The following is a 24,261-nucleotide window of genomic DNA, read 5'->3' as shown; positions in this document are numbered from 1 at the left end:
ATGCGGGGGCCGAGCGCGCTCCCGCTAACGGGAGGTGCCGGCGGAGGCGCCGAAGCGGCGTTCTCTACCATGATATTCCCGTATGGCGCTCTCGAGGTCGTCCCGCGAGAAATCCGGCCAATGTTTATCGATGAAAACCAATTCGGCATAAGCGCATTGCCAGAGCAGGAAATTGCTGATGCGCTTTTCGCCGCTGGTCCGGATCAGCAGGTCCGGGTCCGGCATGTCATGGGTGAACAGGTGGCGCGTCACCGTGTCTTCATCAACGTCGGCCGGATCGATCGTGCCGGCCCGCACCGCTTCGGCGATGGCTTTCGCGGCATGGGCGATCTCGTCCCGGCCGCCGTAAGACAGTGCGATGGTCAGGGTCAGGCTATGGTTCCCGCCGGTCAGCCGCTCGCCATTGTCGATCAGCGCGCGGATGTCGTCGGACAGGCGCGAGCGCTGCCCGATGATCCGGAGCCGCACGCCCTCGCGATGCAGTTCGGCGATCTCGCTGCGCAGATAGAGGCGCAGCAGCCCCATCAGGTCCTTGACCTCGGCCTCCGGCCGTCGCCAGTTTTCCGACGAGAACCCATAGAGTGTCAAATAACGGACACCAAGTGACTGCGCCGCCTTGACCGCGTCGCGCACGGACTCGACCCCGCGCTTATGGCCGACAAGACGGGGCATGCCGCGAGCCTTCGCCCATCGACCATTGCCGTCCATGATAATGGCCACATGCACCGGAGGCGCTGGCGGCGGGGGAAGTCCATCCATGGACATCAGACCTGCGAGATCTCTTTTTCCTTCTGGGCGAACGCGTCGTCGACCTTCTTGATCGTATCGTCGGTCAGCGCCTGGATCTCGGCTTGGATCTTGCGCTGCTCGTCCTGGCTGATCTCGCTATCCTTTTCGAGCTTTTTCAAGGCATCGATGCCGTCGCGCCGCACGTTGCGGACGGAGACGCGCGCCTGCTCGGTATATTTGGCGGCGACCTTGACCAGTTCGCGCCGACGCTCTTCGTTGAGGTCGGGAATCGGCACGCGGATCGCGGCACCGTCGGCCTGGGGATTGAGGCCGAGGCCCGCGTCCCGGATGGCCTTCTCGACCGGCTTCATCAGGCCCTTGTCCCAGACCTGGACCAGCAGCATACGCGGCTCCGGTACGCTGACCGTGCCGCACTGGTTGAGCGGCATGGAGCTGCCATAGGCATCCACCATGACCGGGTCCAGCAGGCTGGCCGATGCACGGCCGGTCCTCAGACCCGCGAATTCCTTCCTGAGTGCTTCGATCGCGCCGTCCATGCGGCGCTTCAAGTCCTTGGTCAAACCGTCGGCCACGATCAACCCTCTGCGTCCGTAATAATCGTATAGAGTCCCCGCCCGGTCACCACGTCGGCAAAACCACCGGGTTTGAACAGTGAGAAGACCAGGATAGGAATGTTGCTCTCGCGTGCCAAGGAGATCGCCGAGGCGTCCATGACCTTGAGATCGTTCGCCAGCACCTCGAGATAGGACAGGCGCTCGTGGCGCCTGGCATCCGGGCTCGTCTTGGGATCGGCATCATAGACGCCGTCGACCTTGGTTGCCTTCAGCAGCGCGTCGCAATTCATCTCGGATGCGCGCAGTGCCGCAGCGGTGTCGGTCGTAAAGAACGGATTGCCGGTGCCGGCGGCGAAGATCACCACCCGCCCCTTTTCCATGTGCCGGATCGCCCGGCGTCGGATATAGGGCTCGCATACCGACTGCATCGAGATGGCCGATTGGACGCGGGTCAGCACGCCTGCCTGCTCGAGCGCGGATTGCATGGCCAGCGAATTGATCACGGTCGCCATCATGCCCATGTAGTCGGCGCTGGCACGGTCCATGCCGGACGCGGCGCCCGAGACACCGCGGAAGATATTGCCGCCGCCGATCACCAGGCACACCTGGACGCCGAGGCTCAGTACGCCCTTCACTTCCTCGGCAATGCGATTGACGATCGTCGAATCCAGTCCGAACTCGCGGTCCCCCATCAGGGCTTCGCCCGAGAGCTTCAGAAGGACGCGGCGATAGACGGGTTCAGAGGACATGACGGCTCGCGGCCTTTTCGTGGAGCGGTTCTACGGCTGCTCGTGTGGTGATAACGCGCCCGAGCCGCCGACGCAAACGCCAAGCGGTCGCCGCCGACCGGTGCGAGCCCCGATCGGCGCCCAAGATTCCAGGCACTCGGCATGCGGCTGGGGCGGCGGCGCATAGCCCGCCGCCCCAGCGTTGCGCGTCAGGCCTTCAGCGTTGCCGCAACCTCGGCCGCGAAGTCCTGCGTTTCCTTCTCGATGCCGTCGCCCAGCACGAAGCGGGAGAAACCGACCAGCTTGATCGGCTTGCCGGCGGCCTTGCCGGCGTTCTCGACGACCTTGGCGATCTTGGTCTCGCCGTCGACGACGTAGACCTGCTCGAGCAGGACGACTTCCTCGTAGTATTTGCGCACCCGGCCTTCGACCATCTTGTCGATGATCGCTTCAGGCTTGCCGCTGGCGCGCGCCTGCTCCTTCAGCACGTCCCGTTCCCGCTCCAGCGCCGCGGCATCGACCGACGACACGTCGAGGAACAGCGGCGAGGCGGCCGCGACATGCATGGCCAACTGGCGGCCGAGCGTGTTGAGCGTGGCGGCATCGGCCGCCGACTCGAGCGCCACCAGGACGCCGATCTTGCCCAGGCCCGGAACCAGCTGGTTGTGGACATAGCCGACCACGACGCCCTCGGACACTTCCAGGCGCGCGATGCGGCGCAGGTTCATGTTCTCGCCGATCGTGGCGACGAGGTGAGTCAGGTGCGCCTCGACCGTATTGTCGAACGCCGGCACGTGGGCCTGCTTGATGGCGGCGATATCGTCGCCATGCTGGACCGCCAGGCGGGTCACGCCGGTCACCAGTTCCTGGAACTTGTCGTTGCGCGCGACGAAGTCGGTCTCGGCATTGACTTCGACCACAACGCCGATCTTGCCGTCGGTCGCGACGCCGATCAGGCCCTCGGCGGCGATGCGCCCGGCCTTCTTGGCGGCGGCCGCGAGGCCTTTCTTGCGCAGCCAGTCGACTGCCTGCTCGACGTCGCCGGCGACCTCGCCCAGGGCGCGCTTGCAATCCATCATGCCCGCGCCAGTCTTCTCGCGCAGCTCTTTGACCAAAGCGGCGGTGATCTCTGCCATCGCTATTCTCCTAGGATTCGTCTGCTCACGGGTGCAGCCGGTGCTGTCCACCGGCGCCGCCGAAAATTTCCGCTCACGAAAGCGGCGCGTCGGCCACCTCTCGGCAGCCGACGCGCGTCACTTCACGCCAGGACGGGCCGTTCAGGCGCCGGGCTGGACTTCCTGCTCGGCCTCGGCTTCGACCGGCGCCGCGACTTCGGCCTCGACCGAAACGGCCTCGGCTTCGGTCTCGGCCGCAGCGGCCTCGACGACTTCCTCGTCGCTCGGCAGTTCTTCGGCGACTTCCTCGGCTTCGCCAACATCGACGCCCGATGCCATCAGTTCGGCCTGGATGCCCGAGAGCACCGAGCTCGAAACCAGATCGCAGTAGAGATTGATCGCGCGCATCGCATCGTCGTTGCCCGGAATCGGGAACGCAATGTGGTCCGGCGAGGAATTGCTGTCGATCACCGCGATGACCGGAATGTTCAGCTTGGTCGCTTCCTCGATCGCGATCTTTTCCTTGTTGGTGTCGATCACGAAGATGAGGTCGGGCAGGCCGCCCATTTCCTTGATGCCGCCCAGCGCGCGCTCCAGCTTGTCGCGGTCGCGCGTCACTTCCAGCAGCTCGCGCTTGGTGAAGCCGGCAGCCGGGTTGGCGAGCTTCTCGTCGAGTTCGCGCAGGCGCTTGATCGAGAGCGAGATGGTCTTGAAGTTCGTCAGCATGCCGCCGAGCCAGCGGTGGTTGACGAAATACTGGCCGCAACGACGGGCGGCGGCGGCGATCGGCTCCTGCGCCTGGCGCTTGGTGCCGACGAACAGCACGCGGCCGCCGCTGGCGGTCGTCTGACGCACCGCTTCGAGCGCGCGGGCCAGCAGGGGAACCGTCTGCTCGAGATCGATCACATGCACGCCGTTGCGCACGCCGAACAGATACGGCTGCATCTTCGGGTTCCAGCGACGGGTGTGATGGCCGAAATGAACGCCAGCCTCGAGCAGCTGACGCATGGTGAAGCTCGGAATCGTCATGGTGTCTTCTAGACCCTTGTTTTCCGGTTGAGCCACCGCGGGAGAACCCCCTGAGGGGACCGGAGCCTGCGCGGATGCGAATCTTTCGATCCGACCGCACGGCAAACCCGCGTGAGTTTTTGCGACAATCGCGGCGGAGGTGATAGGCCCGGACGCCCGCTTTTGCAAGGAAAACCGGGCGACGATTTCTTGGATCAGCTCTGCGCCAGGGGAATTGGCGAGGGTTCAGTCGAGCTTGACGCCCTTCGGCATCGCCGGCATCCCGGCATCGGGCGAAAGATCCATCAGTCTGACCACCACGTCCCGGCTGCCGGCATTGGCGAAGCGCAGGGTCATGGGAAAGCTGTCGCCCGATTTCAGCTTCTGCTTGACGCCACGCAGCACCAGATGCGCCTCCCCCGGCTGAAACACCGTCGGGGTGTGGGTTTCGAGTTCCAGCGCCAGCACCGGCTCCAGGCTTTCGCCCCGCCTCTTCGGCAGCAGCCCCAGCAGTTCCACCTTGTCGGCGAGCGGCGAGGAAGCGCCGATCAGGACATCTTCGGCCCCCTTGGCGAGGCTGATCGTCATGTAGACGAAGACGACATGCGCGCGAGTGCTGCGGCGCGCCCAGGCGCCGTCGATCGAGATCGGATCCGTCGCGGCGATGGCGCTACTGGCCCAGAGCAACAGAAGGACGGGGACGAACCAGCCCAGCTTTTTCAACAACAAACCGACCATCCCGCAGCCCGGCCCCTCGATGGCAAACTGTAACGACGGTCCCCCGAGTATCAGAAATCGCTCACATCGGCCACACCTGGGATCGCCTTGACCGAAGCACGGGTCTGGCCGCCGATCGGGAAGAAGCCCGGCAGGGTGACTTCGACCTCGCGCCGATCGGCCGGGACGACCAGCTTGACCCGCCCGCTCCGGCCCTTGCCGATATCGCGCAGGAACAGCGCCTTCAACGGCTCGATCGCGCCCGGATCGTGCAGCACGACGCGCAGGCCGGCCGACGACGCGGCGGCGGCATTGTCGAGCGTATCGATCGCCTGGCCGTTCAGGCGGACGTTGTCCTCTTCCAGCTTGGCATCGCAGGTGATCAGCAGCGGCTGGCCGCTGTCCAGCAACGGCCGCGATTGCGCTAGGATCTCCGAGAACAGCATGACCTCGTACATGCCGGTCAGGTCCGACATGCTGACGAAGGCGAAGCGGTTACCCTTGGCCGAGGTGCGTTCCTTGCGGCTGCCGACGATGCCGGCGAGGCGCACCCGTCCCGGCTTGCCGCTCATCAGATGGGCAACCAGCTTGCCCGACGGGATGACGCCGATGCGCTTCAGCGCCGTCTCGTACGGGTCCAAGGGATGAGCCGAGAGATAGAAGCCGATCGCCTCGAATTCCTGCTGCAGCCGATCCATGCTCGGCCACTCGGCCACGGCCGGCAACGGCGGCTTTTTCAGCGTGACGCCGCCGGCGCCCCCAAAAAAGCCGAGCTGGCTGGTCGACCGCTCCTCGGCCGCGGCCGCGGCCTGGCGCATGATCAGTTCGGCGGCGGCGAAGCTCTGGGCGCGGTTCGGGTTCAACTCGTCGAACGCGCCGGCCTTCGCCAGGTTCTCGAACTGCCGTTTGTTGAATTGCTTGGCATCGAGCCGCTCGGCGAAATCGAACAGGCTCCGGAACGGTCCCTTGCGCTCGCGCTCGGCCACGATCTCGGTCATCGCCTGGGCACCCACCCCCTTGACCGCGGCCAACGCATAGCGGATCGCGGCATCCTCGCCGGTGCCCTCGACCGAGAAATCGACCTGGGAGCGGTTGATGTCCGGCGGCAGCAGCTTGACGCCCATGCGCTGCAGTTCCTGGCGGAACACGTTCAGCTTGTCGGTGTTTCCGAGGTCGAGCGTCATCGACGCGGCCATCAACTCCACCGGATGGTTCGCCTTGAGATAGGCGGTCTGGTAGGCGATCAGTGCATAGGGCGCCGCATGGCCCTTGTTGAAGCCGTAACCGGCGAATTTCGCCATCTTGTCGAAGATCAGTTCGGCGGTCGCCGCATCGACGCCGTTCTTGGCCGCACCATCCTGGAACAGCTTGCGCTGCGCATCCATCTCGGCCTTGATCTTCTTGCCCATGGCGCGGCGCAGCAGGTCGGCCCCGCCCAATGTATAGCCGCCCAGCACCTGGGCGATTTGCATGACCTGTTCCTGATAGGTCATGACGCCGTAGGTTTCCTCCAGGATGTGCTGGATCGCCGGGTCCATGTAATTGGCTGCCTGGAGCCCATGCTTGACCGCGATATATTCGGGGATCGAATCCATAGGGCCCGGCCGATAGAGCGACACAACCGCGATCAGGTCCTCGAACTTGTTCGGCCGCAGCTTCTTCAACAGGTCGCGCATGCCGGCGCCTTCGAACTGAAACACGCCGACCGTCTCGCCGCGCGTCAACATTTCGAAGCTCTTCTGGTCGTCGAGCGGCATGGTCAGCACCTCGAGCGGCGTACCGCGCTGGTTGACCAGCCGGACCGCGCGATCGATCACGGTCAGCGTCTTCAGGCCCAGGAAGTCGAATTTGACGAGGCCGGCGTCCTCGACATATTTCATGTTGAACTGGGTGACCGGCATGTCCGAGCGCGGGTCGCGATAGAGCGCCAGCAGCTTGTTGAGCGGCCGGTCGGCGATCACCACGCCGGCCGCATGGGTCGACGCGTGGCGATAGAGCCCCTCGAGCCGGATCGCGAGGCCGATCAGACGGCCGACGCTCTCGTCATTGTCGCGCATCGCGCGCAGTTGTTCGTCACCGTCGAGCGCCTGCTGCAGGGTGACGGGTGCTGCCGGATTGTTCGGCACCAGCTTGCTGATCTTGTCGACCTGGCCATAGGGCATCTGCAGCACGCGGCCGACGTCGCGCAGCACGGCGCGCGCTTGCAGCTTACCGAAGGTGATGATCTGCGCGACCCGGTCGCGGCCGTATTTCTGCTGGACGTAGCGGATGACCTCGTCCCGTCGGTCCTGGCAGAAATCCACGTCGAAGTCGGGCATCGAGACGCGTTCGGGATTGAGGAAACGCTCGAAGAACAGGCCGAACTTGATCGGATCGATGTCGGTGATGGTCAGCGCCCAGGCGACGACCGAGCTGGCGCCCGAGCCGCGACCGGGCCCCACGGGAATCCCGTGCTTCTTTCCCCATTGGATGAAGTCGGCGACGATCAGGAAATAGCCCGGATACCCCATGCTCTCGATGACGCCCAGCTCGTAGTCGAGCCGGTCGCGGTACTTCTTCTCGATCGCGACCCGGTCGGCGTCCGGCGGCTGGACCGGGAAGACCTGCAGGTTTAGCCGCTCGGTCAGCCCCTCGTGCGACATGGCACGCAGCTCGGCGACCTCGTCGCGCCCGGACACGGTCGGGAACGGCGGCAGGATCGGCTTGATCTTCTTGACCCAGAAGGCGCAGCGCCGGGCAATGACCAGCGTATTGTCGCAGGCCTCGGGCAGGTCGACGAACAGCTGGCGCATCTCGGCGGCGGATTTGAAATGATGCTCCGGCGTCAGCCGCCGGCGCTCGGTCACGTTGACCGTGACACCTTCGGCGATGCACAGCAGCACGTCGTGCGCTTCGTAGAAATCGCGCTGGGCGAAGTACACGTTGTTGGTCGCGACCAGCGGAATGTTCTGGGCATAGGCGAGATCGACCAACGCGCCCTCGATACGATCTTCCTCGGCCATGCCGTGGCGCATCAGCTCGACGTAGAGCCGGTTCGGAAAGGCCTGCGCCAGACGCGCCAGGGTCTCCTTGGCGGCGAACGCGTTGCCTTCCAGCAGGCGCTTGCCGACGGGACCGCCGGGACCGCCGGTCAGACACAGCAGATCGCCGCTCAGGCCCGCCAGGTCGTCCATGGAGATCTGCGGCGTCTCGGCACCGTCGGTCTCCATGAAGGATTTCGAGACCAGCTCGATCAGGTTGCGATAGCCGCGCTCGTTCTGGCACAGCAGCACGACCGGCTCCGGCTCGGGCGGCCCCTTGTTCTGCCGTCCCTGCTCCTGCAGCGGCGCGCGGATGCCCAGCTCGCAGCCGATGATCGGCTGGATGCCTTCGCCCGAAAGCGTGACCGAGAATTCGAGCGCGCCGAACAGGTTGCCGGCATCGGTCACCGCGACCGCCGGCATCTCCTGCTTCTTGCAGAGCCCATAGAGCTCCTTGATCTTGATGGCGCCCGCGGACAGCGAATAGGCGGAGTGGACCCGCAGATGGACGAAATCCGCATGCGCCATGCCGTCAGCTCCGCTCGACCAGGACGCCGTCTTCCAAGGTTACGATCCGATCCATCCGGCGCGCCAGCTCGACGTTGTGGGTCGCGATCAGCGCGCCGAGGCCGACATTGCGCACGATCGAGATCAGGGCATTCATCACGTCGTCGGCCGTGTGCTGGTCCAGGTTGCCGGTCGGCTCGTCGCCGATCAGGACGCGCGGCGCATTGGCCAGCGCCCGCACGATGGCGACGCGCTGCTGCTCGCCGCCCGACAGCTTCGCCGGGCGATGGCTCGCCCGCTTGGCGAGGCCGACCATCGACAGCAGTTCGAGCGCCCGCGTGCGCGCCTCGCTCTTCGACAGGCCGGCGATCATCTGCGGCAGCATCACGTTCTCCACCGCGGTGAATTCCGGCAGCAGGTGATGGAACTGATAGACGAAACCGATCGTCGTCCGGCGCATCGCCGTGCGCTCGCCGTCGGCCATGCGGCCGCAGTCGCGGCCCCCGACCATGACTTGGCCGCCATCGGGACGTTCCAGCAGGCCCGCCACATGGAGCAGGGTCGACTTGCCGGCGCCGGACGGGCCGACCAGGGCCACCAGCTCGCCCGGGTGCAGGGTGAGGGAGGCGCCCCGTAGCACCGGCAGCGGCTCACCTGCCTGGTGATAGGTGCGCTGGATATCGACCAGATGCAGGGCGGCGGTGTCACTCATAGCGCAGCGCCTCGACCGGATCGAGCCGTGCCGCCCGCCAGGATGGATAGATGGTCGCGAGGAAGGACAGCGCGAAGGCCATGGCGACGACGGTAATGACCTCGTCCGGCTCGACCTTGGCCGGCAGGGTCGAGAGGAAATAGATCTCGTTGTTGAACAGGTCGGTTCCGGTGAAGCGCTGCAGCAACTGGCGAATCGATTCGATGTTTTCCGCGAAGGCGAGGCCCAGCCCGAAGCCCAGGATCGTGCCGACGACGCCGACCGAGGCGCCGGCCAGGAAGAAGATGCGCAGGATCATGCCCTGGGTCGCCCCCATGGTACGCAGGATGGCGATGTCCTTCGTCTTGTCCTTCACCAGCATGATCATGCTGGAGATGATGTTGAAGGCCGCGACCACGATGATCAGGGTCAGGATCAGGAACATCACGTTCCGCTCGGTCTCGATCGCATTGAAATAGGCCGATTGCGACTGGGTCCAATCCAGCACGCGCGCGGTCGGGCCGGTCGCCTGGCGGACCTGCTGGCTGATCGGGCCGATATTGTCCGGATCCTTGACGAAGACCTCGAGCGAGGTCGCGGCGTTAGGCACCTTGAAGAACAGCTGCGCCGAGGCGAGCGGCATGAACACGAAGCTGCCGTCGTAGTGGTATTCGCCGACGTTGAAGATCGCGGCGATCTTATAGGTCTTGACCCGCGGCGTGGTGCCGAACGCGGTCGGGTTGCCGTCGGGCGACAACAGCGACAGCGAGTCGCCGAGCCGCACGCCCATGTTCCGGGCCAGCCCATCGCCGATCATGATCGACTCGTCGTCGAGCGCGTCGAGCGATCCGGCCACGAGGTGGTTGGCGATCAGCGGCTGGCTCTTCAGGTCTGCGAGCTTCTCGCCGCGGACGAGCGCGCCGATGGCATGGCCGCTCGACGACACCAGCACCTGGCCCTCGACCAGCGGATGCACTGCCACAACGCCGGGCAGCAGCGCGATCTTGCCGGTCATCACGTCGTAGTTGCCGAGGCTGCCCGATGCTCCATAGACGTTCAGATGGCCGTTCACGCCCAGGATCTTGTTGAGGAATTCCTGGCGGAACCCGTTCATGACGGACATGACGATGATCAAGGTCGCGACGCCCAGCGCGATGCCGAGCAGCGAGAAGCCCGCGATGACCGAAATGAAGCCTTCCTGACGCCTGGCTCTCAAATAGCGGAAGGCAATCATCCGCTCGAACGTGCCGAAGATCATGGTCGGATCGAACTCTATGGGGAATCGGTGGGAAGCCGGATCGGAACGCGAGTATCCGGCGAAATGTGGCGGGACTGTAGGCGATGGCGCTCCGGCCTGTCCATGGGCCCGGTTCGCGCCGTGACACCTTGCCCACCGCCGACGCCTGACCCATCTTAACCGGGCCATGACAGAACCCACCCCCGCCCTGTTCCGCCCGATCGCGCTGCGCGGCCTCGACCTGGCCAACCGCATCGCGATCGCCCCCATGTGCCAGTACAGCGCGCTCGACGGCGTCGCCCAGGCCTGGCATCTCCAACAGCTCGGCAGCCTGGCGCTCAGCGGCGCCGGCCTGGTCATGACCGAGGCGACGGCGGTCGAGCCGCAGGGGCGCATCACGCCCGGCTGTCTCGGCCTCTATGACGACCAGGCCGAGGAAGCGCTCGGCCGCACCATCGCCGGCATCCGGCAGTTCGCCTCGACGCCGATCGGCGTGCAGTTGGCCCACGCCGGCCGCAAGGCGGCCTCCCACGTGCCCTGGCGCGGCGGGGGACCGCTTGCCGCCGACGAGGGCGCTTGGCAACCGTCCGGCGCCTCGCCCCTACCCCACCTCGAAGGCTGGCAGATCCCCGAGGAACTCGACGAAGCCGGCCTCGACCGGGTCAAGAACGCCTTCGTTGCGACCGCGCAACGAGCCTTGCGCATCGGTATCGATCTGCTCGAACTGCACGGCGCACACGGCTATCTGCTGCATACATTCCTGTCGCCGCTGTCGAACCAGCGGACCGACGGGTATGGCGGCAGTCGCGAGAACCGCATGCGCTTTCCGTTGGAAGTGTTCGATGCCGTCCGAGCGGTCTGGCCGGCCGACAGGCCGCTGGGCGTCCGGGTTTCCGCAACCGACTGGCTGGAAGGCGGGCTGACCATCGCCGACACGATCGCATTCGGCCATGAGCTGAAATCCCGGGGCGTCGATTTCGTCTGCATCTCGAGCGGCGGCATCGGCCGGCCGCGCATTCCGGTCGGCGCAGGCTATCAGGTTCCCCTCGCCCGGCAGTTCCGGGCCGAAACCGGTATCGTCACCCGCGCCGTCGGGATGATCGTGAAAGCCGAGCATGCGAACCGGGTGATCGAAGACCAGGACGCCGATATGGTGGCGTTGGCCCGCGCCGTGATCGACGATCCACGCTGGCCGTGGCACGCAGCAGCGACGCTCGGCGCCAAGCTCGCCTATCCGCCGCAGTACGAGCGCGGTACACCGGCCCTCTGGCCCGGATTCGGCCTCGCGCACGCAGCAACGGCAGCCCACGACTGAGGCATTTGTCACGGGACCAATCGGTTGCATTTATTTTGTGCAGCCGATTGCGTCGCTGTCATCGTATCACGCGATTTTCCCCGCAATCCGGCAAAAACTGCGTGACGGGTCTGCCGAATATTCGTACAGTCCGGTGGCGAAAAAGAAGGCCCACATCATCGCTGATGCAGGCCTGAGTTTAGGGAGGAACCGCAGCTAGCACCCGGCATGAACCGAGCGCAGCTACAAAAATAATTCTGCCCAAAGGCAGAGCATAATGGCAAGAGGCTTTGGCCCTTGCCATTTTTTTTGCCAATTTCCGGACGTCCGATTTCCTGGCGCTGGCCGATAAAACGGCCAGCCAGAACCCGTCGTCGGCTTCGATCTTGCCGGAGCGATTTTTATCGATCGTAGTAGCTGCGTGGCAGCTTTCGGGAGAATTGGAATGCGCTTCGCCAGTTTCGTCCATGATGAAAAAATCGGCTACGGAGTCTTCGTAACGGAAGACCGCATTCTCGATCTGCCGGCGGCGGCGCGGAAGGCCGGGCTCTCCCTGCCCGCGGATCTCTCTGGCCTGATCGCTGCTGGCGCGCCGGCCCTGGCCGTCGTTCGCGATCTGCTGGCCCAGTCCAGCCTATCGCTGCCGCTCTCGGCCGTACGCCTGACCGCGCCGATCCCGCGCCCGGGCAAGAATGTGTTCTGCGTCGGCCGGAACTACCTCGACCATGTGGCGGAGGGCTACCGCGCGCGGGGCACGGAAACAAAATTGCCGGAAGCACCGCAATTCTTCACAAAGCCGCCGACGGCGGTAATCGGCCCCGGCGAGCCTTTCGCGGTCGACCCGTCGGTGAGCGCCAAGATCGACTACGAGGTCGAGTTAGCGCTGATCATCGGCAAGGCCGGGCGCGACATTCCAGCCGACCGCGCCTGGAACCATGTTTTCGGCTTTACGATCCTGAACGACATCACCGCGCGCGATTTGCAGCGCCGCCACGATCAATGGTTCAAGGGCAAGGGGCTCGATCGATCCTGCCCGATGGGTCCATTCGTCGTCACCCGGGACGAGATCGCCGATCCGAGCGCGCTCGAACTGTCGCTGACGGTTAATGGCGAGCCACGCCAGCGCGCCCTGGTCGGCCAGATGATCTTCCCGATCCCGACCATCATCGCCTCGCTGTCGGCCGGCCTGACGCTCGAGCCCGGCGACATCATCGCGACCGGCACACCTTCCGGCGTCGGCTATGCCATGGATCCGCCGCGCTACCTGAAGGCCGGTGACGAGGTGGTGTGCGAGATTTCGGACATCGGCCGGCTCGTGACCCCGATCATCGCCTACGAGCGTCCGTAGTCGGACGGGCGCTTCACCTGGATCGCTTGGTAAAAGCGGCCACGAGTTCGACGTGGTGAGACCAGGTGAATTGGTCGACGACGCGGACGCTGTCCAGCCGATAGCCACCGTCGACCAGGATGCGGGCATCGCGGGCGAAGGTGGCGGGATTGCAGGAAACGCCGACGAGGATCGGCGCCCTGCTGGAAGCCAGCATTCTGACCTGCGCCTGCGCTCCGGCGCGCGGCGGGTCGAAGACGATGGCGTCGTAACGGTTGGCTTCGTCGCGGCGCAGCGGATTGAGGAAGAGATCTCGCCGTAAAGCCTTCAGCGGCCTGCTGCCTTTCGCCTTATCGAGGGCGCGGACGGCGGAGCCGACGCTTTCATAGGCGTCGACCGCGCCGCGTTCCAGCATCGGACCGGTGAAGGTGCCGCAGCCGGAAAACAGATCAGCGAATTTTCCGGTTGGCGGCAGCAGTTCCATGACGGCACCGACCAGCGCATTCTCTCCGGCCTGCGTCGGCTGCAGAAATGCGAGCGGCGGCAGGATGACGTCGAGATCGCCGAAATGGGCGCGCGGCGGGCTGATCTCGCTGATGATTTCGGCGGTATCGTCCAGATGGGCGCGCCAGGAAATGCGGTTGACGCTCGCGTCCCGGGCAAGCTGGCCGATGGCCTTGCGCGTCTCCTGATCGGGCTTGCCCGTCTTGCCGACGGGGCCTGTGATGACGATATCGAACTGACCGTTTACCGCCTGGATGAAGGCCGCAGCGGGCTTACCGTCCTGCAGGATTCTCGCGAGCAGGGCCGTCAGCCGGTCGCGCATGTCCATGACCGCCGGATCGGCGACGAGGCAGGAGGCGATGTCCGTCACATGATGCGCCCGGCGCCGGTAGTGACCCAGGATGACGAGGTCGTTTTTCCTCAAGGCGGTGAAGGTGGCGCGGCGCCGGTCGCCTGCGGGCAGGAAAACCGGATCGCGCCAGACCCTCGGCTTCAAACCCTTATTGCGCAGGGCATCGCGGACGATGTCGACTTTCCAGCGTCGATAGAATTCATCCTTGGCGTGCTGCAGGGTGCAGCCGCCGCAGACGTCATAATTCGGGCATGGCGCCCTGACGCGATGAGGCGAGGCTTTGATGATTTTGAGCAGGTCGCCGCGCAGGACACCATCGTCATCGCGACGGATCGCGGCCTGGATCCGGTCGCCCGGCAGGGCGCGGTCGACATAGACGGTGCCGCCCCGCGACCGGTGCACGCCGTCGCCTTTGGGGCCGAGTTCATGGATGAGGAGATCGCCGGTCATGCTTGGTCATAGCTGCGGAACGGGGCTCCGGGGAAGACCTCAATAGCGCCAAAAAGGCGCGCGCGTCACCAAGGGCCGGCGGAGTGCTTTTGGCAGGCGGTCAGCTTTCCGGAATTGTCGCGGTCGCGAATGGCGAGAGCACCGTCCAACCAAGCCTTTCATAGAGGCTGCGGCCATCTTCCGTCGCAACAAGAAGTGGCCTCGCCGCGAGGGACTTCCTGGTGGATCCGAGGGCGATCATCACCGCGATACCGAGCCCCTTGCGCTTGTGATCCTGGGTGGTTTCGATTCGGTCATAAACGAAGGCGTCTGCAGTTTCCGCAGCGTGCCCGCTGGCAGCTGGACTGCCATCTGGCGCGAGGACGCGAACCTGGGTGACAGGCCCGGATTGGTGAAGCTCCATCCGGTATCCATCGGGCAGAGACTTCGGACCGAAGGCGATCTCCGTTGCCGTCATGAAATAGGCCGCGGGGTGGATCTCCCAATGCGGTGGAAGGACCCTTCGCAATTCTTCTCCGGTGCCGCACAGTTTCAGATAGTGCCGCGGTGCCGTGATGCCGCATGCGACTGCGTGCAACCCGTCACATAGTTGTGGAAATATCCAACGCGTCGCTTCTTTTTCCGAATTGGTATCTACCCGGAAGCCCCCGCGATCGTGAACAGGAGGCGGGGAGCCCCGCGCGACCGAATGCGCTGCCTGCCACGCGAAAACGACTGCTGGATCGACATAAGAGCTGGTCATTCTTGATCGCAAGTGGTTTTCAAGGTTGGTCGTCGGAACAATGCTACCGCGCCGCGGCCCATGCCGGCTTGAGTGCCAGCACCGTCTTGTACTGCGGACAATGCGGTGCATGGGCGCCCGGCAGGTAGCCGAGGCTCATCAGGAACTCGCCGACGATCTCGCCGCCCGTGAAGCGGAACGTCTGGCCGAACAGCTTGACCCACCCGGCCTTGTCCAGCGGGTGATGCTTGTCGAGCCAGCCGGCGAACGAGCCATGCTCGGCGATGATGACCTGCAGCCGCTTGGCGTTTTCGATCGCGGCCGCCACCTTCAGGCGGTTGCGGATGATGCCGGGGTCGCCCAGCAGCCGCGCCACCTCTGCCTCGCCATAGGCCGCGACCTTGTCGATGTCGAAGCCGTCATAGGCGGCGGTGAAGGCCGGCCGCTTCTTGAGGATGGTCAGCCAGGACAGGCCGGCCTGGTTGATCTCCAGCACCAGCCGCTCGAACAGCACCCGGTCGTCGCGCTGGGGAAAGCCGTATTCGGTATCGTGATAGGGCTCGTGGAACGGGTGGCCGGGGGCCGCGTCGCAATAGGTCGTCGCCATGGATGTGCTCAGTCACCGCGGAAGGACAGATAAGGCGACGATACGACCAGATAGATCGCGATGAAAATCACCGTCGTGATCCCGGTCGTCAACAGCGCCTTGAACTTGAGGCGCGGGTTGGCTGGCGCGCCTGCGTCATGGCCCAGATGCTCCTCGCCGGCGCGCTTCACGCCGATCGGCAGCACGCAAAAGATCACCAGCCACCAGGTGATGGTGTAGACGACGATGCCTTCGACCCAGTTCATGACGGCTCAGGCCTGTTCCAGCTCGACCAGCGTGCCGCAGAAATCCTTCGGGTGCAGGAACAACACCGGCTTGTCGTGGGCGCCGATCTTCGGCTCGCCGTCGCCCAGCACGCGGGCGCCCTGCGCCTTCAGATGGTCGCGCGCGGCAAGGATGTCGTCGACCTCGTAGCAGACATGATGCATGCCGCCCGACGGGTTGCGGTCGAGGAAGGACTGGACCGGCGAGCCCTCGCCCAGCGGCTCCAGCAGCTCGATCTTGGTGTTCGGCAGCTCGACGAACACGACGGTAACGCCGTGCGCCGGTTGCGGCACCGCCGCCGAAACCTTGCCGCCCAGGGTCTCGGCATAGAGCCTTGTCGCCGCCGCCAGATCCGGCACGACGATGGCGACATGGTTGAGCCGTCCGATCATGCTGCTTCCTCTCCCGTCGTTTCGTCGGCCGGCGCGTCAGACGCGCACGACATGGACCTCGGTCACCGGCTTCTTGCCGAGACTGTTGCTGAGCGCCCGGCGGATCGCGAGCCGCGTCGTCTCGCGCACGGCTTCGTCCTCCATCTTGGCGCCGGCCGGCATGGCATTGACCGCGCGCTCGACCGCCTTGGTCAGGCTCATCGTATCCTCGGCATCTTCGCCGATCAGGCCATGGACCGTGATCTGCGGCAGCGCCAGCACCTTGCCGCGTCGGTCGAGCACGATCGTCGCGACCGCCGAGCCGTTGAACGTCATGCGCAGGCGCATCTTGAAGGCGCCGCTATCGAGCTGCACCAGGTTCTTGCCGTCGAGGCCGAGCCGACCGGTCTCGACCTGGTCGATCACTTTGGCCGGCCCCGGTGCCAGGCGCACCATCTCGCCATTCTCGATGATCACGGTCTGCGGCACCTGGCAATCCTCGGCCAGTTGCGCATGCGCGATCAGATGGCGCGCTTCGCCATGCACCGGCAAGGCGACCTTCGGCCGCACGAGCTGATACATGCGCGACAGCTCGTCGCGCGCCGGATGGCCGGAGACATGGACGAAATGCTCGTCGTCGGTCACGACCTTGACGCCGCGCTTCGCCAGCTGGTTCTGCAGCCGGCCGATCGGCCGTTCGTTGCCGGGGATGACACGCGAGGAAAAGATCACCGTGTCGCCGGCGTCGAGCACGATGTTCTGGTGGTCGTTGGCGGCGATGCGGGTCAAGGCCGAGCGCGGCTCGCCCTGGCTGCCGGTGCAGATCAGCAGCACCTTGTCGCGTGGCAACTCCGCCGCGGCCTCGTCGGTGATGAAGGCGGGCGTGCCGTCGAGATAGCCGTTCTCGCGCGCAGCCTGCTCCATACGCCACAGCGAGCGGCCGACCAGCGCCACCTTGCGGCCGTGGGCGGCCCCGGCAGCGGCGGCCGATTGCAGGCGGGCGACGTTGGAGGCGAAGCAGGCGATGGCGACGCGATTGTCGTAACGCCCGACCAGCTCGATCAGGGATTCGCGCACGTCCGCCTCGGACCCGGCCTCGCCGGCGCGCAATGCGTTGGTCGAATCGCCGATCAGCGCGTCGACCCCCTCCTCGCCCAAGCGCGTCAGCGCCGCGAAATCTGAGGTCAGGCCAACCAGCGGGTTCGGATCGAACTTCCAGTCGCCAGTATGCAGCACGGTGCCGGCCGCGGTGCGGATGACCAGCGCGTTCGGTTCTGGGATCGAATGGGTCAGCGAGATGAGCTCGATGTCGAACGGGCCGATGTTGAACCGGCTGCCGAGCGGCTGCTCGATGATCTTGACCGAATGCAGCAGGCCAGACTCGGCGAGCTTCAGGCGCAGCACCGACGCGGTGAACGGCGTCGCATAGATCGGACAGCCGAGGCGAGGCCACAGATGGCTGATGGCGCCGATATGATCTTCATGGGCGTGGGTGATCATCAGGCCGACCAGATCAGCCTTGCGTTCAACGGCGAAGCTGGGATCGGCCATGATGATCTCGACACCGGGCATGGTCTCGTCCGGGAACGAGATGCCGAGGTCGACCATCAGCCATTTGCCGCCGTAGCCGTACATGTTGAGGTTCATGCCGATCTCGCCGGCGCCGCCCAGGGGCAGGAACACCAGTTCGTCGGGCTTGTTGAGCGTGGCCGGGGCGGCCGAGGCCGCGGATTCGAAAGTAACGGGTCGTCGTGTCATATCACCGGATTCTTCAAAAAGGATGAGACGCAGGCCGCCACAGGCAGTCGCGTCGATGATCGGGAAGGCGCCGACGCAAAGCCGCGCCCGTCTCCCGATCGATGGGTTTCTCGGATTTCTCGTTCGAACGCTAACGTCGCGGTGCGCCGATCGGCTCCAACGAGCCAAGGCAGCAGGCCGCGATCGAATTTCATGAATAAGATATCGGCATTGCGAGCCTCGCGCGCAACGGACATCGACGCCTAGGCTCCTATGACCTGGGCGAAATGCACGTCACCGGTCGTGATCCGCCGCGGCCCCTCGGCCGTGTCGAGCACGAGCGCGCCGTCATGGTCGAGATCGACGAAGCGACCCTGAACCAGGGCGTCGCCCTGCCGGACTTCGATCGGTTGCCCCAGGCCACGTGCGAGCGCCAGCCAGCGCGCGCGGATGCCGCCGAAGCCGCCGTGCCGCCAGTCGTCGAGCCGTTCGGCCAGCGCGCCATAGAGCAGTTCCAGAACCATTCGCGCATCCGCGACGGCACCGAGCGGCTGGAGCGCCACGGCGCGATAGGGCGTGCCCGTCGGCGCCGCCACGATGTTGATGCCCATGCCCAGCACCAGCCAATCGACCGTCCCGTTGGGACCGGACTGGGCTTCGAGCAGGATGCCGGCGACCTTGCCGCCGTCGACCAGCACGTCGTTCGGCCATTTGAGGGCCACCGGCACCGCGGCCGGCAACAGGGTCCGAACCGTCTCCGCCACGGCCAGCGCCGCGACGAAGCCGATCTCGGCTGCCCGCGCCGGCGTCACGTCAGGCCTGAGGATGCAGGACGTAAAAAGATTGCCGCGCGGGCTCTGCCATTGCCGGTCGAGCCGGCCGCGGCCTGCCGTCTGTTCCCGGGCCCAGACCAGGGTGCCGTGGGCAGCACCGGCGGCAGCCAGCGCCTTGGCCTCATCGCTGGTCGAACCGACCACGTCGCGGAGGACCGCCGTGAAAGGCGGCGGCAGTTTCGGGCCGCCGTCCGTTCCGGCGGTCTCCGGCAGGCTCATCCCGGGAACAGCGACGTCGCGGCAGCCTCGGCCGTCGCCAGCAACGGACCGGGGATCAGGATGAACAGCAGGATGATGAGCGCGGTGATGGCCATCACGACCCGTACGGCGCTGCCGCCGGCGGTCGGGTCCAGCGCCTCGGCCGGCGCATCGAAATACATCAGCTTCACGATGCGGATGTAGTAGTAGCAGCCGACCACGCTGGCCAGCACGCCCAGCACAGCGAGCCAGACCAGCCCGGCATGGACTGCCGCCATGAAGATGATGAACTTCGGCACGAAGCCTGCGAGCGGCGGCACGCCGGCCATCGAGAACATGAAGATCGCCAGCGCGGCCGCCGTCATCGGCTGGGTCTTCGACAGGCCGGCCAGGTCGTTGATCTCCTCGACGCTCTCGCCGTTGCGCTCCATGCACAGGATGACCGAGAAGGCGCCCAGGTTCATGAACAGATAGACGGCCAGATAGATCAGCACGCCGCGCACGCCGTCGGCCGTGCCGGCGGCGAGGCCGATCAGCGCGTAGCCGACATGGCCGATCGAGCTGTAGGCCATCAGGCGCTTGATGTTCGACTGGTTGATCGCGGCATAGGCGCCCAGCACCATGGAGGCCAGCGAGATGAACCAGATGATCTGCTGCCACTGATGGACGAGGTGGCCCAGCGGCTCGATCATCACGCGCAGGAACAGCGAGAGGGCGGCGATCTTGGGCGCCACCGCGAAGAAACTGGTGACCGGCGTCGGCGCGCCCTCATAGACGTCCGGCGTCCACATGTGGAACGGCACGGCCGAGCATTTGAACGCGATGCCGACCGACAGGAACACCACGCCGATGATCAGGCCGATCGAGCCGAGGCCAGCCTCGGTGCTCAGCACCGTCGCCAGCTGGTCGAAGTTGGTCGAGCCGGCAAAGCCGTAGATCAGCGAGGCGCCGAACAGCAGCATGCCGGAGCTGAGCGCGCCCAGAACGAAATACTTCAGCCCCGCCTCGGTCGACCGCAGCGTGTCGCGCTTGAAGGCGGCCAGCACGTAGAGCGACAGGCTCTGCAGCTCGAGGCCGACATAGAGCGAGATCAGGTCATTGGCCGAGACCATCGCCATCATGCCGATGGTCGCGAACAGGATCAGGATCGGGAATTCGAACCGGTCGACCTTGTTGCGCTCGTTATATTGCCGCGCCATCACGATCGACACCGCGGACCCGATCAGGATCAGCGACTTCATGAAGATCGCGAAATGCTCGGTCACGAACATGCCGCTGAAGGTGACGGTGCGCGCGATCGGGCCGCGCTGCACCAGTACCAGATCGAAGACCAGCACCAGCACGGCAAGCCACGAGACCAGCGCCGAGGTCCGGTCGCTGCGGAACACGCCGATCATCATCAGCGCCATCGCGGCGACGGCCAGGAAAAGCTCCGGCAGCGCCGGCAGGAGATCGGGAACGGGCATCATCACTTCACCACCGGGACAGCGTCGGCCACCGAGACCGCATCGGCCGCGGCCAGATGGGGCCGGGGCTGCGAGGCGAGACGACCGCGATCGATCACGAAGCTGACCGCCGGCTTCATCGGCTCGAGGAACGAGGACGGGTAGATGCCCATCCAGAACACCAGGATGAGTAGCGGCGCGAAGATCAGCTTTTCCCGCCAGGACAGGTCGAGCATGCCGCGCACGTCCTCGCGCGTGATCTTGCCGAAGATCACGCGGCGATAGAGGTACAGCATATAGGCCGCCCCCAGGATGATGCCGGTGGTCGCGAGGAAGCCCACCCAGGTGTTGGCCTCGAACGCGCCGTTCAGCACCAGGAATTCGCCGACGAAGCCCGACGTCCCGGGCAGCCCGACCGACGCCATCATGAACACCATGAAGACGAGCGCGTAGTTCGGCATGTTTTCGGCAAGGCCGCCGTAGCGTGCGATTTCGCGGGTATGCAGCCGGTCGTAGACGACGCCGACACACAGGAACAGGGCGCCCGAGACGAAGCCGTGGCTGATCATGGTGATGAGCGCGCCCTGCACACCCTGCTGCGACAGGGTGAAGATGCCGATCGTGACGAAGCCCATGTGGGCGACGGACGAATAGGCGATCAGCTTCTTCATGTCTTCCTGGGCGAGAGCCACCAGCGACGTATAGATGATCGCGATGACCGACAGCGCGAAGATGAGCGGCGTGAAATAGACGCTGGCATCCGGAAAGATCGGCAGCGAGAAGCGCAGGAAGCCGTAGGCCCCCATCTTCAGCAGCACGCCGGCCAGGATGACCGAGCCCGCGGTCGGCGCCTCGACGTGGGCGTCGGGCAGCCAGGTATGGACCGGCCACATCGGCACCTTGACCGCGAAGGAGGCGAAGAACGCGAGCCAAAGGTAGTTCTGCAGCGACTTCGGCAGGGTCGCGTGCATGGCGGTCGGGATGTCGGTCGTACCCAGCTGCCAATAGATCGCGAGGATCGCCAGCAGCATCAGCACCGAGCCGAGGAAGGTGTAGAGGAAGAACTTGAACGCGGCATAGACGCGCCGCTGACCGCCCCAGATGCCGATGATCAGGAACATCGGGATCAGTACAGCCTCGAAGAAGATGTAGAACACGATCAGATCGAGCGCGCAGAACATGCCCACCATCATCGTCTCGAGGATGAGGAAGGCCAGCATGTATTCCTTGACGCGATTATGCACCGCCTCCCACGAGGCGAGGATGCAGATCGGCGTCAGCAGGGTCGACAGCAGCACGAAGAACAGCGAAATGCCGTCGATGCCCATGTGGTAGGCGATATGGAGGCTGGGCATCCATTCCGCCTGCTCGACGAACTGGAAATCCGGGCTTTTCGGGTTGAAGCCGACCCACAGCGGAATCGACAGCGCGAACGTGATCAGCGAGGTCCAGAGCGCGATCCATCGGGCATTGCGTGCGACGAGATGTTCGTCGCCCCGCAAGAACAGAATGAATGCGCCACCCACCAGCGGCAGGAAGGTGACCAGCGACAGGAGCGGCCAGTTGCTCATCAAATCCTCACCGCTGATAGACAATGTACCACGACACAAGGCACAGCACGCCTATCAGCATCGCGAACGCATAATGGTAGACGTAGCCGGTCTGCAGGCGGCTGGCCCGGCGGGACAGGCCGCGGGTGACGGCGGCGACGCCGTTCGGACCCAGCCCGTCGATGATCACGCCATCGCCGCCCTTCCACAGCCCCCAGCCGAGCCACATCGACGGCTTGACGATGAGCGCATCGTAGATCTCGTCGAAGTACCACTTGTTGAGACAGGCTTCGTAGAGCGTGCGGAAGGCGTTGGCGAACGCGGCCGGCAGGCCCGGAGCCACGACGTAGAAGATCCAGGCGAGCACGATGCCGGCGACGCCAACGATCAGCGCCATGTAACTCATCAGCGCCGGAATCTCCTCGCGATGGGCCAGCCCCTGGTGATTGTCGAGCATCAGGATCGACTTGCCCCAGAACGCGCCCATGTCCTCGCCGATGAAATGATCGACGCCGATCCAGCCGGCGAACACGGCGCCGATCGCGAGCACGACCAGCGGCACGACCATCACGGCCGGCGACTCATGCACATGCTCCAGCGTGTGATGATCGGCGCGCGACTTGCCGTGGAACGTCATGAACAGCAGGCGCCAGGAATAGAAGCTGGTCAGGAACGCCGCCGCGATGCCCAGCCAATAGGCGTAGTAGCCGACCGGCGTACCGGCCGCGTAGGCCGCCTCGATGATCGCATCCTTGGAGAAATATCCTGCGAAGGGCGGAATGCCGGCCAGCGCCAAGTTGCCGATCCACATCAGCACGTAGGTCACCGGGATCAGTTTCCACAACCCGCCCATCTTGCGCATGTCCTGCTCGCCGGACATGGCATGGATGACCGAGCCGGCGCCGAGGAACAAGAGCGCCTTGAACGAGGCATGGGTCGCCAGATGGAACATCGCGGCCGGATAGGCCGAGACCCCGGCGGCGAAGAACATGTAGCCGAGTTGGCTGCAGGTCGAATAGGCGATGACGCGCTTGATGTCGTTCTGCGCCATGCCGACCGAGGCGGCGAAGATCGCAGTGGTGCCGCCGACGACGACCACCACGTTGAGCGCGGTCTGGGAATATTCCAGCATCGGCGACAGGCGGCACAGCATGAACACGCCGGCCGTGACCATGGTCGCGGCATGGATGAGCGCCGAGACCGGGGTCGGACCTTCCATCGCGTCCGGCAGCCAGGTATGGAGGCCGAGCTGGGCCGATTTGCCCATGGCGCCGACGAACAGCAGGATCGAGGTGCAGGTCAGCGCATCGACCTGGTAGCCCAGGAACTCGAAAGTCTTGTCGACGGCGCCCGGGACGGCCGCGAACACCTGGTCGAACTGCAGGGTACCGAACATGAAGAAAGTGGCGAAGATGCCGAGCGAGAAGCCGAAATCGCCGACCCGGTTGACCACGAACGCCTTGATGGCGGCGGCATTTGCCGACGGCCGGTCGTACCAGAAGCCGATCAGGAGGTAGGACGCGACGCCGACGCCTTCCCATCCGAAGAACATCTGCACCAGGTTGTCTGCCGTCACCAGCATCAGCATGGCGAAGGTGAACAGCGACAGATAGGCCATGAAGCGCGGCTTGGAATGGTCGTGCGACATATAGCCGATCGAATAGACATGGACCATCGACGACACGCCGTTGACCACCAGCAGCATGACCGCGGTGAGCGTGTCGAGGCGGATCGCCCAATCGACCGACAGCGGGCCAGTGTCGATCCACTTAAACAGCGTAATGGTCGAGGTGTGGTGATCGAGCGCCACATCCTTGAACACCAGCACCGACAGGATCGCCGAGACCAGCACCGCACCGGTGGTGATGAGTTGCGAGGCGCGGTCGCCGAGCGTGCGCCCGAGCAGGCCGACGATGAGTGCCGCGAGCAGCGGCAGAAAGACGATGGCGGTTGCCATAGGGCCCTAGCCCCTCATCAGGTTGATGTCCTCAACCGCGATGGTGCCGCGGTTTCGGAAATAGACGACCAGGATGGCGAGACCGATCGCCGCCTCGGCGGCGGCCACGGTCAGCACGAACATGGCGAACACCTGGCCGGTGAGGTCGCCCAAGAAGCTCGAGAACGCCACGAAATTGATGTTGACGGCGAGCAGCATCAGCTCGACCGACATCAGGATGATGATGACGTTCCGGCGATTGAGGAAGATCCCGAAGATCCCGAGCGTGAACAGCAGCGCCGCCAGGATCAGGTAATGGGCAAGACCGATTTCCATGGCTTCCAT

23 protein-coding genes are annotated in these 24,261 nt (G+C 65.0%); 3 read left to right on the top strand and 20 right to left on the bottom strand.

The features are described from left to right. Positions 1-24: 24 nt before the first annotated feature. The 9 genes from VGV37_RS28480 to VGV37_RS28440 all read right to left on the bottom strand — a co-directional run bounded on the left by VGV37_RS28480 (position 25) and on the right by VGV37_RS28440 (position 10,348). Entirely contained in the window at positions 25-765 is a 741-nt protein-coding gene (locus tag VGV37_RS28480) for an isoprenyl transferase (RefSeq protein ID WP_326883233.1), read from the bottom strand. Next, complete coding sequence (gene frr / locus VGV37_RS28475; RefSeq protein WP_326883304.1) at positions 765-1,286, bottom strand: ribosome recycling factor; 522 nt, start codon at positions 1,284-1,286, stop codon at positions 765-767. The genes VGV37_RS28480 and frr overlap by 1 nt, the downstream gene beginning before the upstream one ends. Before the next feature lie 38 nt (positions 1,287-1,324). Next, positions 1,325-2,053: a UMP kinase gene (gene pyrH, locus VGV37_RS28470; protein WP_326883231.1), complete on the bottom strand. Its 729-nt coding sequence runs from the start codon at positions 2,051-2,053 to the stop codon at positions 1,325-1,327. Between the two features lie 188 nt (positions 2,054-2,241). Next, a complete protein-coding gene (gene tsf / locus VGV37_RS28465) occupies positions 2,242-3,168 on the bottom strand; it encodes a translation elongation factor Ts (RefSeq protein WP_326883230.1) in 927 nt (308 codons plus the stop codon). Between the two features lie 141 nt (positions 3,169-3,309). Then, complete coding sequence (rpsB, locus tag VGV37_RS28460; protein WP_326883228.1) at positions 3,310-4,176, bottom strand: 30S ribosomal protein S2; 867 nt, start codon at positions 4,174-4,176, stop codon at positions 3,310-3,312. A gap of 225 nt (positions 4,177-4,401) precedes the next feature. Then, positions 4,402-4,881 (bottom strand): copper chaperone PCu(A)C, encoded by a 480-nt coding sequence (locus tag VGV37_RS28455; RefSeq protein ID WP_326883226.1) that lies wholly within the window; start codon positions 4,879-4,881, stop codon positions 4,402-4,404. A gap of 62 nt (positions 4,882-4,943) precedes the next feature. Beyond that, positions 4,944-8,420 (bottom strand): DNA polymerase III subunit alpha, encoded by a 3,477-nt coding sequence (dnaE, locus tag VGV37_RS28450; protein ID WP_326883225.1) that lies wholly within the window; start codon positions 8,418-8,420, stop codon positions 4,944-4,946. A gap of 4 nt (positions 8,421-8,424) precedes the next feature. Beyond that, entirely contained in the window at positions 8,425-9,111 is a 687-nt protein-coding gene (locus tag VGV37_RS28445; RefSeq protein ID WP_326883224.1) for an ABC transporter ATP-binding protein, read from the bottom strand. Beyond that, a complete protein-coding gene (locus VGV37_RS28440; protein WP_326883223.1) occupies positions 9,104-10,348 on the bottom strand; it encodes a lipoprotein-releasing ABC transporter permease subunit in 1,245 nt (414 codons plus the stop codon). Before VGV37_RS28440 ends, VGV37_RS28445 begins: the two co-directional genes overlap by 8 nt. 166 nt (positions 10,349-10,514) lie before the next feature. On the opposite strand from VGV37_RS28440, the gene VGV37_RS28435 reads away from it, so the two are divergent. Then, on the top strand, positions 10,515-11,642 hold the full coding sequence (locus VGV37_RS28435; RefSeq protein WP_326883222.1) for an NADH:flavin oxidoreductase/NADH oxidase: 1,128 nt from the start codon (positions 10,515-10,517) through the stop codon (positions 11,640-11,642). Positions 11,643-12,066: 424 nt separating this feature from the next. After that, positions 12,067-12,969, top strand: coding sequence for a fumarylacetoacetate hydrolase family protein (locus VGV37_RS28430; protein WP_326883221.1), 903 nt, complete (start codon positions 12,067-12,069; stop codon positions 12,967-12,969). Between the two features lie 13 nt (positions 12,970-12,982). On the opposite strand, the gene VGV37_RS28425 is transcribed toward VGV37_RS28430, so the two are convergent. Continuing rightward, on the bottom strand, positions 12,983-13,780 hold the full coding sequence (locus tag VGV37_RS28425; RefSeq protein ID WP_326883220.1) for a hypothetical protein: 798 nt from the start codon (positions 13,778-13,780) through the stop codon (positions 12,983-12,985). 42 nt (positions 13,781-13,822) lie between these two features. On the opposite strand from VGV37_RS28425, the gene VGV37_RS28420 reads away from it, so the two are divergent. Further along, complete coding sequence (locus tag VGV37_RS28420; protein ID WP_326883219.1) at positions 13,823-14,266, top strand: hypothetical protein; 444 nt, start codon at positions 13,823-13,825, stop codon at positions 14,264-14,266. Between the two features lie 88 nt (positions 14,267-14,354). On the opposite strand, the gene VGV37_RS28415 is transcribed toward VGV37_RS28420, so the two are convergent. The 10 genes from VGV37_RS28415 to nuoK form a co-directional block, all read right to left on the bottom strand. Next, positions 14,355-14,996, bottom strand: coding sequence for a hypothetical protein (locus VGV37_RS28415; RefSeq protein ID WP_326883218.1), 642 nt, complete (start codon positions 14,994-14,996; stop codon positions 14,355-14,357). Positions 14,997-15,039: 43 nt separating this feature from the next. Continuing rightward, positions 15,040-15,582, bottom strand: coding sequence for a DNA-3-methyladenine glycosylase I (locus VGV37_RS28410; RefSeq protein ID WP_326883216.1), 543 nt, complete (start codon positions 15,580-15,582; stop codon positions 15,040-15,042). A gap of 8 nt (positions 15,583-15,590) precedes the next feature. After that, positions 15,591-15,827, bottom strand: coding sequence for a DUF1467 family protein (locus VGV37_RS28405; RefSeq protein WP_326883214.1), 237 nt, complete (start codon positions 15,825-15,827; stop codon positions 15,591-15,593). 6 nt (positions 15,828-15,833) lie between these two features. Next, positions 15,834-16,238, bottom strand: coding sequence for a methylmalonyl-CoA epimerase (gene mce / locus VGV37_RS28400; protein WP_326883212.1), 405 nt, complete (start codon positions 16,236-16,238; stop codon positions 15,834-15,836). Positions 16,239-16,274: 36 nt separating this feature from the next. Beyond that, complete coding sequence (locus VGV37_RS28395; RefSeq protein ID WP_414638126.1) at positions 16,275-17,975, bottom strand: ribonuclease J; 1,701 nt, start codon at positions 17,973-17,975, stop codon at positions 16,275-16,277. Positions 17,976-18,217: 242 nt separating this feature from the next. After that, a complete protein-coding gene (locus VGV37_RS28390; protein ID WP_326883211.1) occupies positions 18,218-19,006 on the bottom strand; it encodes a biotin--[acetyl-CoA-carboxylase] ligase in 789 nt (262 codons plus the stop codon). Beyond that, the gene (gene nuoN / locus VGV37_RS28385; protein WP_326883209.1) at positions 19,003-20,454 is read right to left on the bottom strand and encodes an NADH-quinone oxidoreductase subunit NuoN; all 1,452 of its coding nucleotides are present in this window, start codon (positions 20,452-20,454) and stop codon (positions 19,003-19,005) included. Before nuoN ends, VGV37_RS28390 begins: the two co-directional genes overlap by 4 nt. Then, positions 20,454-22,001, bottom strand: a complete 1,548-nt coding sequence (locus tag VGV37_RS28380) for an NADH-quinone oxidoreductase subunit M (RefSeq protein ID WP_326883207.1) — start codon at positions 21,999-22,001, stop codon at positions 20,454-20,456. Before VGV37_RS28380 ends, nuoN begins: the two co-directional genes overlap by 1 nt. A gap of 7 nt (positions 22,002-22,008) precedes the next feature. Continuing rightward, positions 22,009-23,937: an NADH-quinone oxidoreductase subunit L gene (gene nuoL / locus VGV37_RS28375; protein ID WP_326883204.1), complete on the bottom strand. Its 1,929-nt coding sequence runs from the start codon at positions 23,935-23,937 to the stop codon at positions 22,009-22,011. A gap of 6 nt (positions 23,938-23,943) precedes the next feature. Next, positions 23,944-24,252: an NADH-quinone oxidoreductase subunit NuoK gene (gene nuoK, locus VGV37_RS28370; RefSeq protein ID WP_326883203.1), complete on the bottom strand. Its 309-nt coding sequence runs from the start codon at positions 24,250-24,252 to the stop codon at positions 23,944-23,946. Between the last annotated feature and the right edge of the window lie 9 nt (positions 24,253-24,261).

The organism is Aliidongia sp. (genome assembly GCF_035943795.1).
Taxonomy (GTDB): domain Bacteria; phylum Pseudomonadota; class Alphaproteobacteria; order ATCC43930; family CGMCC-115725; genus Aliidongia.
This window is presented reverse-complemented; position numbering and strand designations above follow the sequence as displayed.